The sequence below is a fragment of the Promicromonospora sp. NPDC050880 genome (assembly GCF_044456525.1).
Taxonomy (GTDB): domain Bacteria; phylum Actinomycetota; class Actinomycetes; order Actinomycetales; family Cellulomonadaceae; genus Promicromonospora.
Window position 1 is genome coordinate 132,498 of the sequence record NZ_JBITFV010000007.1, and the last position, 13,176, is coordinate 145,673.

The following is a 13,176-nucleotide window of genomic DNA, read 5'->3' on the forward strand; positions in this document are numbered from 1 at the left end:
GCGGGCGTCAGACCGGCGCGCGCCACGCCCCGTCCGGCAGCGGCGGCGGCCCCTGGGCCTCGTGCGGCGAGCACAGCGGCAGCCGGTCGCCGAAGTACCGCAGGATCACGGTGCCGATGACGCCCGCGAGCAGGGAGCCGACGAGGATGCCCACCTTGGCCTCGTTGATCAGCGCCTCGTCGTCGAAGGCGAGCTCGCTGACGAACAGGGCGATGGTGAACCCGATGCCGCACAGGAACGCGCCACCCGCGAGGTGCCCGTAGCGCACCTGACCGGGCAGGCTGCCCAGGCCCGTGACCAGCGCGACCATCGCCCCGGCGAAGACGCCGAGACCCTTGCCGAGCACGAGGCCGACCAGCACGCCGAGGGTCACCGGGCTGTCCAGCGCGGCGCTGATCGACTCCCCCGACAGCACGACGCCCGCGTTGGCGAGCCCGAACACCGGCACCACGACGTAGGAGCTCAGCGGGTGCAGCGCGTCCAGCAGCCGGTCGCTCGTCGGGACGGCCGACCGGGCCGCGCTGACGGCCAGGCGGGAGCGCGCCGGATCGAGCTCCTCCATCAGGGCGCGGCCGTACATCCGGAAGTACCAGCGCGCCTCGTCGTCGTGCCCGCGGCGGGCCGTGGGCACCGCGAGGCCCACGACGACGCCCGCCAGCGTCGGGTGCAGGCCCGACTCCAGCACGACCACCCAGAGCACCGCCCCGATGATCAGGTAGGGCGCGATCTGCCAGATGCCGATCCAGCGCATGGCGAACAGCACGACCGTGAGCACGGCCGCGAGCACGAGCGCACCCACCATGAGCGCGTCGGAGTAGAAGATGCCGAGCAGGGCGATGGCGCCGATGTCGTCGAAGATCGCCAGGGTCAGCAGGAAGATGCGGAGCTGGTCGGGACAGCGCGGGCCGACCAGGGCGAGCACGCCGATCACGAACGCCGTGTCCGTGGACATGGGCAGGCCCCAGCCGGACGCGTCGGGCCCGGACGGGTTGATCAGCAGGTACATGCCGATCGGGACCGCCAGCCCGCCGATGGCGCCGAACAGCGGCACCGACGCGGCACGGAAGCTGCGCAGCTCGCCGACCGTGAGCTCGCGGTTCACCTCGACGCCGACCACCAGGAAGAACACGGCCATGAGGAAGTCGTTGACCCAGTGGTGCAGCGTCAGGTGCAGCTCCCACGTGCCGACCGTGAGGTTGACCGGCGTCTCCCACATCGCGTGGTACGAGCCGAACGCGACGTTGGCCCACACGAGCGCGATCGCCGACGCGGCGAGCAGGAGCGTCGCTCCGCCGCCCTCGGTGGCGAAGTAGCTGCGCAGCCCGGGGGACAGGCGCGGGTACGGGATGTCGACGCGCGGCCGGGGACCCGGCCGGGTAGGTACTCCGGTGGGGATCCGGTCTGTCACGGCTCAAGTCTGACAGACGCCGCGGCGGCCGGCCCCGTGCGCTCGGCCACACGCACCACGCTCAGCCGAGCGCCCTGGTCGCGGCGATGGACCCCAGCAGCGACAGCGCCTCGGCCGACGCCGATCCCGGCCGCGCGTGGTACACCACGAGCTCCTGCCCGGTGGCGCCCCGCACCTCGAACGCGTGCACGTCGAGCTCCAGGTACCCCACCTCGGGGTGCTGGAACCGCTTGACGGTGAGCCGCTTGCCCCGCGCGTCGTGCTGGTCCCACATGGCCACGAAGTCCGGGCTCTTGACCCGCAGCTCGTCGACGACCTCCCGGATGCGCGGGTGGCCCGGGGTGAGCCCGTCGGCCAGGCGGAGGCCGGCCACCGTGTTCTCGGCGACGCGGTGCCAGTCCGGGTAGAACGTGCGCGCCGCGGGGTCGAGGAACGTGGCACGGGTCAGGTTCCGGGAGAACGCGAAACCGCCGAACAGCGCCTCGCCGAGCGGGTTGGTCGCGAGCACGTCGAACGCGCGCCCGAACAGCAGCGCGGGGCTGCCGGTCCACGAGAGCATCAGCTCCACCAGGGACGCGTCCGCCTCCTCGACCGGCGCCGGGGGCTCCGGCCGGGGGCTGAGCCCGGCCAGGCGGTACAGGTGCTGGCGGCCTTCGTGGTCCAGGCGCAGCACCTCGCCGAGCGAGTCGAGCACCTGCGGCGACGGGCTCACCTCGCGGCCCTGTTCCAGGCGCACGTAGTAGTCCACGCTCACGCCGGTGAGCATCGCCACCTCCTCCCGGCGCAGGCCCGCGACGCGGCGGCGGCCGTAGACGGGCAGTCCGAGCGCCTCCGGGGTGAGCCGGTCACGCCGGCCACGGAGGAAGTCGCCGAGCGGGGACGGGGAGGAGGTCATGCCTCGACCGTACCCGCCCGGCGGCGCGGAGCCAGGGTGCGGTGCACCCAGGAAGACGCCGTCCTTCCACGGCGGCCCCCGGCTCCGGAACCTGGAGCCATGAACACCGGCACAGAACCCCGTACCCCCAAGACCGTCCTCGTCACCGGCGCCAGCAGCGGCATCGGCGAGGCCACGGCGCTCCGGCTCGCCGCGGAGGGCCACCGCGTGGTGCTCGCCGCTCGCCGCACCGACCGCCTCGGCGCGGTCGTCGACCGCATCCGGGCGGACGGCGGCACGGCGAGCTCCGTCCGCCTCGACGTGACCGACGCCGACGCCGTCCGCGCGGCCGTCGACGCCGTGGTCGAGGAGCACGGCCGCATCGACGTCATCGTGAACAACGCGGGCGTCATGCCGCTGTCCCGGCTCGACGCGCTCCTCGTGGAGGAGTGGGACCGCATGATCGACGTCAACGTGCGCGGCCTGCTGCACGGCATCGCCGCGGTGCTGCCGCACTTCCGGCGGCAGGGCGGCGGCCACGTGGTCACTGTCGCGTCGATCGGCGCGCACGAGGTGTACCCGACGTCGGCCGTGTACTCCGCCACCAAGTTCGCGGCCTGGGCCGTCACCGAGGGCCTGCGGATGGAGTCCGACCCGAGCATCCGGGCCACCACCATCACACCCGGCACGGTCGAGAGCGAGCTGGCCGACCACATCTCCGACGCGGACGCGCAGACCTACATGAAGTCGTTCCGCCGCAACCTGATCCCGGCGGACGCGATCGCCCGCGCGATCTCGTTCGCCCTGGACCAGCCGGCCGACGTGGACGTGAACGAGATCATCGTGCGCCCGGCGGCCCAGCGCTGACGCCCTCGGCCTCCTGACCCGCGTTCAGCAGGCCCCGGGCGACCGTCGCTCGAGGGTTGACGGTCGCCCGGAGCCTGCTGAACGGACATCAGTCCGTCACGGTCCCGTCGTCAGGTACGTGACCTGGCGCGCCGAGCTGACCGTCTCCCCCGTGTCGTTGATGACCCGGCGGATCGTGCCCACCCCGCCCAGCGACACCGTCACCATGTTGTGGAACCGCACGCCGGAGCGCACCGGCACCTCGAAGGCCCGCGCGTTCGCCACCGCCGGGTTGACGTTGAAGAACGCGTAGCTGCCCAGCCCCCATGCCTGGTGGTCGGTCACGGCGTCGCCCACCTTGTACGCCGCCCAGCCCTCGGTGGAGCCGTTCATGTACGCGGCCTGGTTCGGCGGGTCGTACGGCATCTCGTTCTGGTAGAAGTACGTGCGCCCGCGCTCGCCGTTCCAGATGGTCTGGTACTGCTGGTAGTGCTCCACGAACAGGCCGTACATCGTGACGTCGTCGCCGTTCACGATCAGGCCGTTGCGGCCGGTGTTGACGGTCCAGCCCACCGTGCCGCCGTTGCCGTGGTCGGCGCGCCAGATCCAGGCGTGGTCGCCGATCACGTCGTCGCTGTTGACCTCCATGCTCACCACGGCCTTGCCGGCGATCGAGCCGCCGACCCGGATGAACACGTCGGACAGCACCGTCGGGTTGGCGGCGTGGTCCGCGGACGAGCCCGCCGGGCCCACCTGCAGCAGCACGTTCGAGCCGCCCGTCCCGGCGTCGAACATGATGCCGGCCAGGCGCACGCCGTCGACGTCGGCCACGCGCATGGCGTCGATGCCGCCCTGGGGCACGAAGGTGGCGAGACCCAGCCCGAGCACCACGGTGTCCGCGCGGTTGACCTGGAGCGTCTGGTCGATCGGGTAGGTGCCCGGCGTGACGAGCAGGTGCTTGCCGGCGGCGAGGGCCGTGTTCATGCTGGCCGCGGAGTCGCCGGGCCGCACCACGTGGAAGTCGCCGATCGGCAGGGACCGGCCGGCCGGGTCGCCGTTCGCCCACGTGGTGCCGACCGAACCGGACCGGACCGCCGGGACGAAGACGCGGTAGGAACCGTTGTCGTCCACGTAGAGGTACGGCTTCTCGGCCACCTTCGGTGTGGCCCCGATGGTCGTGTAGGGCGGGTTCGGGAAGCTGTTCGACGGCGCCCCCGTGCTGCCCACGAACACCTGGTTCCAGTTGGACCCGGTCCAGCTCCCCATGGCGGAGTTCCGGGTGAGGAACTGCTGCTGGGTACCGGAGTTGATCTGGCCGTCGACCTTCGAGTCGGCGATGAACCCCCCGGACGACCAGCCGCCGTCGGACAGGGCGAGGTTGCCGCGCAGGTGCATGCGCCGGTAGGGCGCGGCCTGGGAGACGGACCAGCGGTCGTTGCCGTCGGCGGGCGTCACGGACAGGCCCTCGGCGGAGCGCCAGAAGTTCTGCGTGGCGTTCTGCGAGCCGTCGGGCCACCAGTCGGCCTCGACGTGCACGTGGCCGTTGATGTTCACGTCGTCCGGCACCAGGCCCAGGCCCGCGACCTGCGTGAAGAAGCCGACGTTCGCGTCGACGTCGTAGGAGCCCGGGTAGAACAGCAGGGCCTGGCGCTGCGGGCCGAACTGGTTGGTCTCCTGCGCGTCGAAGACGCTGTTCAGCTTCGCCTGGATCGCCGAGTCGGACATCGAGGTGTCGAACACGGCCACGTTCGGGCCGAGGTCGGGGTTGGCCGGGTCCGGCAGGACCGGGTCGGGGTTCGGCTGCGGCACGGAGCTCCCGTTGTGCCGCCACTTCTGGTTGGCGGCGCCGGTGCAGGTCCAGAGCTGCACCGTGGCTCCGTTGGCCGTGGCCCCGCCCGTGACGTCGAGACACTTGTTCGCGGCCTGGTTGACCAGGTCTCCGGCCGCCGTCAGGGTCCACCGCTGGCTCGCGAGCGAGGAGTAGCAGTCCCACAGGTGCACGACGGCACCGTCCGCGGTCGAACCGTTCGCCACGTCGAGGCACTTGCCGCGCCCGCGCACGGAGCCGTCGTCGGCGAAGGTCCAGGTCTGGTTGGCGTTGCCCGACGTGCAGTCCCAGATCTGCGGCCGGTTGCCGTTGGCCGTGGACCCGTCGGTCACGTCGAGGCACCTGCCGCTCCCCGCGCCGACGATCGTGCCGGTCGAGGCGGCGACCGCGCCCGGGGACGCGACCACCCCCAGCAGACCGGCGAGGAGGACGGCGCCCAGCGCGCCGACCACCTTCCGAACACGTGACCTGTAACGCGACATGGCGGCCTCCGGCAGGGTCTGGCGCCGCGTCGTCGCGGCGGCACCTCACCCTACCGATTCACTTACTAACCTGTCAGTAGGTAAAACCCCCTACGGGCGGACGAGCGCTGTCAACGCCCGGGCGAACGGCTCTGGATCGACGTCGCCGCGCACGGCGAGCTGCTGGGTGTACCCGTGGCAGAGCGCCACGAACGCCTCCGCGGTCGCCTCGGCCTCGTCGCGCGGGCGCGCGGGGAGGCGATCGGCGACGGCGTCGCGCAGCTCCGCGAGCTGCCGCCGGACGACGGCGGCGAGAGGTGGGGAGACGGCGGCCTCGGCATAGATCTGGGCGACGAGCCGGGCATGGTCCCGCTCGCGCGCCAGCGTGCGGAGGTCGTCCAGGAACCGACGCACGGACACGGCCGTCAGCTCGTCCGGCAGAGCCTGGCCCGCCTCGTCGCAGGTGGCGGCGACGATCTCGTCCTTGCTCCGGAAGTACCGGTAGATCGCACCGGTGGACAGGCCGGACGCCTCCACCAGGTCGGTCATGGAGGTGCGGGCGAAGCCTCGCGTGGCGAAGCAGGCGCGCGCGGCGTCGAGGATCTGCCGGCGGCGCGTGTCGAGGTGGGCCTGGCTGACTCGGGGCATAAGAGAATGACCGTTCGTTTTTTTATGCTAGCGTCGCCGATCGTACCGCGGGTTGCCGGAAGCAAGGGAGACGCTCGTGCGCTACAAGATCCTCGGCCGACACCACGGGCTACGCGTGTCGGACCACGTGCTCGGCACGGCCGGGTTCGGATCGTCGCCCACCGCCACCGGGCTGGAGGGCGCCCGGGCGATCTTCGAGGCGTTCGTCGGGGCGGGTGGCACGACCTTCGACGTGTCGAACATCTACCGCGACGGCGAGGCCGAGACCGTCCTGGGCTCGCTGCTGGGCCGGGACCGCGACGACTACGTGCTGATCGCCAAGTACACCGGGAGCCGCGCGGTGCCGGTGCGTCCCGGCACGACCGGCAACAGCCGCCGGACGATGGTCCGCTCGCTGGAGCAGACGCTCACGCGGCTGGGGACCGACCACGTGGACGTGTTCATGCCGCACTTCTCCGACGGGATCACCCCGACGTCGGAGATCCTCGAGGGGCTCGACGACCTCAGGCGCGCGGGCAAGATCCGCTACGGCGGGTTCTCCGGGTTCCCGGCCTGGCGGGTCGCCGGCGCGGCCGTGCGCTCCGAGCTGGCCGGCCGGCGGCTGGTGGTGGGCATCGAGACCGAGTACAGCCTCGCCGAGCGGTCGGCGGAGCGTGAGCTGTTCCCGATGGCGGAGGCGCACGGCCTCGGTGTGCTCCTGTACTCCCCGCTGGCGGGCGGTCTGCTCACCGGCAAGTACCGGCGGGGCGAGTCAGGCCGGCTCGGCGCCCCGGGGCCGACCGCGGGCGGCGGACGGGCCGACGCCGTGCTCGACGCGGTGCTCGCCGTCGCCGAGGAGACCGGCACAGGGCCGGTGCAGGTGGCCCTCGCCTGGCTGCGCGGGCGGGGCGACCGTGCCCGGACGACGATGATCCCGATCGTCGGCCCCCGCACGCCCGCTCACCTGGAGAGCTACCTCGCCGCGTCGGACCTGGACCTGACCCCCGAGCAGTACCGGCGCCTCGACGAGGTGAGCGCGGTCCGGCTCGGGGTGCCGCACGACGAGGTCGCCGGCGCGCTGGCCCACGGCGTCGACGGCGACCGGAGCCGGCTCGACCTTCCCGACGTCCCGGCCGCGTGACGGGGAGCCCCGCGCGGTCAGCGCCGCCGGGGCAGGGGCCGCGGCTCGTCGGACCCGGACGCGCCCGCGGGCGCAGCGCCGGCCGGTGCCATCGCCGCGGTGAGCTCGGCCTCGTCGGCCGTCGCGCGGCAGTACACGCGCCTGCCGCTGCCCTGGCACAGCTCGTTCAGGCCGGCGGCGAAGGCGCGCAGGTCCTCCGGTTCGGCGCGACGGAAACGCCGGGACAGCGACCAGTGCCTGACGAGGTCGTCCAGGGTCGCCGGCCGCACCATGCCGAACAGCGTGACCAGGTGGTTGGACAGCCGGATGACCAGCCGGGCGCCGTCCGGGCTCTCGGCGACGAGCTGCGCGCTGCGCAGCCCGTCGTCCCCGACCGGACCACCGAGCAGTCGCTCCAGCTGACCCAGCACCGAGGCGGGGTCGACGACGTGCGATGCCACGCTCGCCTCGATGTCGCCGCCGTCCACGGTCAGCGCTGCGGTCTCGTCGTCAGGGACGGTGAAGTACTCGAACCTCATGGGCGCATCTTTCCGCATGTCAGGGGGTGCTCGGCGCCACTTTCCAGACCTGGGTCGCAAGACCGGCGGATTCGCACGGCCTACGCCGCGAAACGGTCCGGGTCCATGAAGCCGATGTCGCCGTACGGCCGCTCCCCGACGGCGATCTGGGCGAGCAGCTCGCCGATGCCGGCGGCGTGCTTGAACCCGTGGCCGCTGTCCCCGCCGGCCATGACCAGGCGCGGGTCGCCGCCCGGCCGGCCCACGAGGAACTGCTCGTCCGGGGAGTTGGTGATCATGCACGGGATGGCCTTCACCGGGACGGGATCCACCTGCGGGAACGCCGCCGCGACCGCGGACGCGAGCCGGTCGACGTCGGCGCGCGGGTGGATGTAGCGGTCGAGCTCGTCCGGGTCCGTGTCGTCGTGGCCGTGGTCGCCGAGCCCGATCTTGATGTGGAAGCCGTCGCCGCTGCCGTGCCCCCAGACGCTGCGCCCGTCGGCCAGCTCGTAGATGAACGACGGGAAGTGCGCGAGGTCGAACGGCTGCGCCGCGTCCATCCGGGGAGCGAACCAGTACAGCGGGGTGCGCCGCGGACGCAGCGGAAGGCCGGGCAGGAGCTTCGCGTTCCAGGCACCGGCCGTCACCACGGCCTGGCCGGCCTCGAAGACGGCGGTCGGCGTCACGACGCGCACGCCGCCGTCGACCAGCTCGATCGAGGTCACGCGCGTGCCCGGGTAGACCCGCGCCCCCGCCTCGGCGGCCGCGCGCACCTGCGCCCGCACGTTCCGTTCGGGATAGCACAGGCCGCCCTCGGGGTCGAACACCCCCACGGTCTCCGCGTCGTGGCCCGCGTACTGCGGGTAGCGGCGCACCAGCTCCTCGTGCGACAGGTGCGCCACCTCGACGCCGGCCGCCGCAGCCGCCGCGGTGGTGCCCTGGATCGGGCGCGAGGCGGGGCCACCCACGCTGAGGCAGCCGGTCTGCTCGACGTACGTCTCGCCGTACCGCTCCCCCAGCTCCGTCCACAGGTCCAGGGACTTCCGGGCCACGGCCGCCAGCCCGGGGTGCTCCATGCAGGCGACCCGGAACAGCCGTGTCACACCGTGCGACGACCCGAGGTCGTGCCCCACGTCGAACCGGTCGATGCCCGCGACGGACACACCCCGCTCGGCCAGCCGCCACAACGCGGCGCTCCCGAACCCACCCAGCCCGACGACGACGACATCCGAGGAGATAACGCTCACGCCCCCACGCTAACCCGTCGAGTGCCGGGTGTTCGTCGGCCAGGACCGGTCCTGGCCGACGAACACCCCGCGCTCAACGGTTCGGGTGGCGGGTGCGGGCGGCCGACATGCGGCGGGAGCCGCGGACCAGGGCGACACCCAGGGCGAGCAGCACGCCGGCCGCCAGCGCCACCGAACCGACCGTCGCGCCGGTCGCCGCCAGGTCGCCCGGCTCCTGCGTGCCCGGTGCGGGCTCGGCCGACGGCGCCGACGACGGGTCGGGGTCCGGACCCGGGCCCGGGCTCGGGGCCTCGCCCGCAGCGCTCAGCACGAAGTCGAGGCCGCTGACCGCGGCGTCCGTGACCTCGAACGCGATCGAGTCCTCACCCTCCACGACGTGCCCCTCGCCCGGCTGGACGACGGCGGTGTACGACCCCGTCGGCAGCTCGGCACCCCAGGTGCCCTCGTCGTCGGTCGTCGCGGTGGCGACGGTCTGTCCGTCACCGTCCGTCACGACCACCTCGACGCCCGGCACGGGGCTGCCGTCGGTGTCCGTGACCGTCCCGCCGACCGGCTGGTCCTGCGGCTCGACAGGCTCCTGGGAGACCTCGAAGTCCTCCGTGAGCCAGTTCTCCCCCGCGTCGGTCACGGTGACCGAGCGCTCGGTGGTGCCGGCCGTGTAGCCCTCGGGCACCGTCAGGGTGATCGTGTAGTCGCCCGGCGGCAGGTCGCCCGCGAAGTACCCGCCCTCGGCATCCGTGACCAGCTCGACGGGACCGTCCGGCCCGGCCACGGTGACGGTCGCACCGGCCACGGGCTCGCCGGCGTCGTCGGTCACGGTGCCGCCGATCGTGCCGGGGGTCGTCAGGGCGAAGTCCACGCCGGTCACGTCCTCGCTCCCCACGGTGACGTCCTGCGTGGCCGGGCCGTCGACGCGGTAGCCGTCGGGTGCCTCGACGCTCACGACGTGGTCGCCCGCCAGGACGTCGTCGAAGCGGTAGGTGCCGTCGGCGGCCGTCGTGGTGGTGACCGTCCCGCCGGGGCCCTCCAGCCTCACGACGGCGCCCGCGACGGGCTCACCGCCCGACGTCACCGTGCCGGAGACCGAGGCCGGTGCCCGCACCACGAAGTCGTTGCCGGTGCTGGGCTCCTCCTGGTCCACCTCCACGGTGACGGAGTCCGGCACCGTCCCCACCACGAACCCGTCGGGCAGGTCGCTCAGCGTGAAGGTGTACTCCTGGGGCTGCCCGTTCTCGGCATCCCAGCCCACGTTGTCGACGAGGTACGCGCCGGTGGAGTCCGTGACGGCCGTCCGGGGCGTGCCCCCGCCGACCGGCGTGAGGGTGACCGTCGCGCCGGGGACCGGCTCGCCGTCCTCGGTCAGGACGGTGCCGCTGACGACGACCGGCACGATGTCGCGGGCCGCGAAGTCGACGCCCGTGGCGTCGGCGTCCGTGAGGTCGATGTCGGCGACCACCCGCTCGCCGTACGGGACCAGCCCGTACGGGTGCGCGTCGTCCGCCTCCGGCAGCGTCGTCAGCTCCACGCGGTAGCCCGGCGCCGTGGTGTAGCCGGGGAAGCCGTACTGCCCGCTGTCGTCCGAGGTGGTGGTGGCCAGCTCGGTGCCGTCGGGGCCGAAGAGCGTCAGGGTGGCGCCGGGCAGCACACCCTGCGGGGCACCGGACGCGTCGACCAGGTCGACCGTGCCGGCGATGTCGCGGGCCAGCGACGCGAACCAGGTCTGGTACACGGGGAACCCGCTGCGCTGGAAGAACTCGACGGTCAGGCTGGAGATCGGCGTCGTGGGGCGGAACCAGCCCGCGGCGCCCGAGGTGTCGTTCGCGGCCGCGTTGCCGATCAGCTCGCGCGTGGCCGGGTCCCAGGCGGGCACGTCCGCCGGGTCGCCCGTGCACGACGGCGCCCCCTCGGCAGCGCAGTAGTTGAAGCCGCCCTGCCAGCCGAGCTCCGCCGCGGACAGCTCCCGGCCGTCGGGGTCGAGCGCCGTCACCACCGCACGGTCCGCGTCGATGTCGCCGAGCACGAACGCCCAGCCGGCGGCCGGCGTCGGCCGCTCGAAGGTGTACGTGGTGGTCGACGGCGCCGTGGGCCGGTCGGCCTGCGGCCGCAGGTTGAGGTACTGCTGGCCGCGGCTCGACCCGAACACCTCGCCCGGCGGCGTCGCGGCGCTCAGCCACGAGGACGCCCCCGAGATCACGCCCACGCCACCGCGGGAGTCCGAGGTGACCGTCGCGGCCGGGAAGCCCGCCGCGGGCACCTGCATGGTGGTCGACCAGTCGCCGGCCGAGCCGGTCAACGGCTCCCAGTCCGCCCAGTCCGCCGTCGTCGCTGCCGAGGTCGCCGTCGGGGCGACCGCGCTCAGTGCGACCAGCACCGCCGCCGCCAGTACGCCCAGGCCCCCTGTGCTCCGCTTCACAGCCGCCACCGTAGGAGCGGTCCGCACGAACCGCACGCGGAACGATGCGAATGCATCGTTATCGGTCGGATGTCTGGTTTCAGGCGCCGAACTCGCGGGCGCGCAGCCGCGCCAGGTGGGCGTGCACGAGCGGCAGCACGGACGCGCCCTCGCCGCTCGCGGAGGCGACCCGCTTCATCGACCCCGCACGCACGTCGCCGACGGCGAAGACGCCCGGCACCGTCGTCTCCAGGCTCGCGGGCGGGTGCCCGTCGACCCAGGACTCCCGGGGCACGTCGCGGCCGGTCAGCACGAAGCCGCGCTCGTCGAGCGCCACGCCCTCGGGCAGCCACGCGCAGTCCGGCTCCGCACCGAGCAGGCAGAACAGGCCGTCGGCGGAGGTCTTCGTGTGCTCGCCGGTGTCGAGGTCCTCCAGGCGCAGCCACTGGAGCCAGCCCTCGCCGCCGCCGTCGGCGACGACGGTCCGTGTGCGCACCTGGATGGTCGGCGTGGCCTCGATCTCGCGCACCAGGTAGTCCGACATCGTCTCGGCGAGGCTCGCCCGGCGCACCAGGATCGTCACCCCGCCGGCGAACTTGGCGAGGTGCACGGCCGCCTGCCCCGCGGAGTTGCCACCACCGACCACGTAGACGTCGCGGTCCTGCATCTCGCGCGCCATCGACGTGGCCGCGCCGTAGTACACGCCGGCACCCACGAGCTCCTCGACCCCCGGCACACCCAGGCGCCGGTAGGCCACCCCGGTGGCGAGCACGACGGTGCGCGCGCAGAGCTGCGCGCCCGTGACGTGCACGTGCTGGTGCTCGGGCTCGTTCGGCGGCCCCGGCTCGACACGGATCGCGGGGCGCCCCGTGAAGAACCGGGCGCCGAACCGGCTGGCCTGGATGCGGGACCGTTGCGCGAGGCGCATCCCCGAGATCCCGCGCGGGAACCCGAGGTAGTTGCGGATCATCGAGCTCGACCCGGCCTGCCCCCCGATCGCGTCCCGTTCGAGCACGACCGTCGCCAGCCCCTCGGACGCCGCGTAGACGGCGGTGGCCAGCCCCGCGGGACCGGCCCCGACGATCGCGACGTCCGCGATCACGCCGTCCGGGATCGAGTCGAAGCCGCCGTAGATCGACTCGGCGACCGCCGCCGACGTCGCCCCGGACAGCGTGCGGCCGGTGTGCGTGCTCACCACGGGCAGCTCCGCCCCGGGGCCGGCCGCCTCCAGGATGGCGTGCGCGTCGTCGTCGGCCGGGGTGAGCGAGCGGTACGGGAAGCCGAGCCGCTCCAGCAGGTCCCGGATCGCCGCGGCGGCCCGGTCGCCGGGCTCCGCCACCAGGTCCGTCACCGTCACCACGGGGCGGCCGACCGACCAGTTCCACTCCGACAGCAGCTCGATCAGCGCGGTGTGGAACTCCTCGTCGCGGGGTCCGCGCGGGAGGATGACGAACGTGTCCAGCTCACGCCGCATCGTCGCGGCCCGCAGGTCGTCCAGGCTCTCGGCGAAGATCTCGAACGGGACCAGCGCGACCCGCCGCGCGGTCGCCACGACGGCGGGCACCTGGTGCAGCAGCTCGATCGCGGTGCCGTCGTCCAGGCGCTGCTCGGCGGCGATCATCGCGATCTGCTCGTCCTGGGCCACGAGCGCCCGCGCACGGTCCAGGGCGGCCTCCGCGCCCACGGTCAGCTCGATCCGGTAGTCCCGGTCGTACCGGGCGCGGAACTCCTGCTCGACGACGTCGGCATGCTCGCCGGCGACCAGCAGGATCACGGGCCTGTCGTGCTCCATGCGGCACAGCGTAGACGGCGCGCCGCCCGGCGTCGGGCGGCCCGGGCAAGTTCGCCCGCACGG

10 protein-coding genes are annotated in these 13,176 nt (G+C 73.4%); 2 read left to right on the plus strand and 8 right to left on the minus strand.

Annotation, left to right across the window (positions count from 1 at the left end):
• Positions 1 to 7 precede the first annotated feature (7 nt).
• Positions 8 to 1,408 (minus strand): Na+/H+ antiporter NhaA, encoded by a 1,401-nt coding sequence (gene nhaA, locus ACIBBF_RS14200; protein WP_397414222.1) that lies wholly within the window; start codon positions 1,406 to 1,408, stop codon positions 8 to 10.
• Positions 1,409 to 1,469: 61 nt separating this feature from the next.
• The gene (locus ACIBBF_RS14205) at positions 1,470 to 2,303 is read right to left on the minus strand and encodes a helix-turn-helix transcriptional regulator (protein WP_397414225.1); all 834 of its coding nucleotides are present in this window, start codon (positions 2,301 to 2,303) and stop codon (positions 1,470 to 1,472) included.
• A gap of 99 nt (positions 2,304 to 2,402) precedes the next feature.
• Here ACIBBF_RS14205 and ACIBBF_RS14210 point away from each other — a divergent pair, with 99 nt between their 5' ends.
• Positions 2,403 to 3,149: an SDR family oxidoreductase gene (locus tag ACIBBF_RS14210; RefSeq protein WP_397414228.1), complete on the plus strand. Its 747-nt coding sequence runs from the start codon at positions 2,403 to 2,405 to the stop codon at positions 3,147 to 3,149.
• 96 nt (positions 3,150 to 3,245) lie between these two features.
• Here ACIBBF_RS14210 and ACIBBF_RS14215 read toward each other — a convergent pair whose 3' ends face one another.
• Together ACIBBF_RS14215 and ACIBBF_RS14220 are read right to left on the minus strand one after the other, a co-directional pair.
• Positions 3,246 to 5,438, minus strand: a complete 2,193-nt coding sequence (locus tag ACIBBF_RS14215; RefSeq protein WP_397414231.1) for a ricin-type beta-trefoil lectin domain protein — start codon at positions 5,436 to 5,438, stop codon at positions 3,246 to 3,248.
• Positions 5,439 to 5,528: 90 nt separating this feature from the next.
• Positions 5,529 to 6,065: a TetR/AcrR family transcriptional regulator gene (locus ACIBBF_RS14220; protein ID WP_397414233.1), complete on the minus strand. Its 537-nt coding sequence runs from the start codon at positions 6,063 to 6,065 to the stop codon at positions 5,529 to 5,531.
• Between the two features lie 76 nt (positions 6,066 to 6,141).
• Between ACIBBF_RS14220 and ACIBBF_RS14225 the strand changes: the two genes are divergently transcribed.
• Entirely contained in the window at positions 6,142 to 7,185 is a 1,044-nt protein-coding gene (locus ACIBBF_RS14225) for an aldo/keto reductase (protein ID WP_397414236.1), read from the plus strand.
• Between the two features lie 17 nt (positions 7,186 to 7,202).
• Here the strand turns inward: ACIBBF_RS14225 and ACIBBF_RS14230 are convergent, their stop codons facing one another.
• The 4 genes from ACIBBF_RS14230 to ACIBBF_RS14245 form a co-directional block, all read right to left on the minus strand.
• The gene (locus tag ACIBBF_RS14230; RefSeq protein ID WP_397414238.1) at positions 7,203 to 7,703 is read right to left on the minus strand and encodes a hypothetical protein; all 501 of its coding nucleotides are present in this window, start codon (positions 7,701 to 7,703) and stop codon (positions 7,203 to 7,205) included.
• Between the two features lie 80 nt (positions 7,704 to 7,783).
• Positions 7,784 to 8,929, minus strand: a complete 1,146-nt coding sequence (gene solA / locus ACIBBF_RS14235; RefSeq protein ID WP_397414240.1) for an N-methyl-L-tryptophan oxidase — start codon at positions 8,927 to 8,929, stop codon at positions 7,784 to 7,786.
• A gap of 73 nt (positions 8,930 to 9,002) precedes the next feature.
• The gene (locus ACIBBF_RS14240) at positions 9,003 to 11,342 is read right to left on the minus strand and encodes a carboxypeptidase regulatory-like domain-containing protein (RefSeq protein WP_397414243.1); all 2,340 of its coding nucleotides are present in this window, start codon (positions 11,340 to 11,342) and stop codon (positions 9,003 to 9,005) included.
• A gap of 79 nt (positions 11,343 to 11,421) precedes the next feature.
• Positions 11,422 to 13,113 (minus strand): FAD-dependent oxidoreductase, encoded by a 1,692-nt coding sequence (locus ACIBBF_RS14245; RefSeq protein WP_397414245.1) that lies wholly within the window; start codon positions 13,111 to 13,113, stop codon positions 11,422 to 11,424.
• Between the last annotated feature and the right edge of the window lie 63 nt (positions 13,114 to 13,176).

What these genes read in the sequence shown, in the direction of transcription:
- ACIBBF_RS14215 (WP_397414231.1), bottom strand. Translation starts at nt 5,438, where the DNA reads ATGTCGCGTTACAGGTCACGTGTTCGGAAGGTGGTCGGCGCGCTGGGC.
- ACIBBF_RS14230 (WP_397414238.1), bottom strand. Translation starts at nt 7,703, where the DNA reads ATGAGGTTCGAGTACTTCACCGTCCCTGACGACGAGACCGCAGCGCTG.
- ACIBBF_RS14245 (WP_397414245.1), bottom strand. Translation starts at nt 13,113, where the DNA reads ATGGAGCACGACAGGCCCGTGATCCTGCTGGTCGCCGGCGAGCATGCC.
- ACIBBF_RS14220 (WP_397414233.1), bottom strand. Translation starts at nt 6,065, where the DNA reads ATGCCCCGAGTCAGCCAGGCCCACCTCGACACGCGCCGCCGGCAGATC.
- ACIBBF_RS14205 (WP_397414225.1), bottom strand. Translation starts at nt 2,303, where the DNA reads ATGACCTCCTCCCCGTCCCCGCTCGGCGACTTCCTCCGTGGCCGGCGT.
- ACIBBF_RS14210 (WP_397414228.1), top strand. Translation starts at nt 2,403, where the DNA reads ATGAACACCGGCACAGAACCCCGTACCCCCAAGACCGTCCTCGTCACC.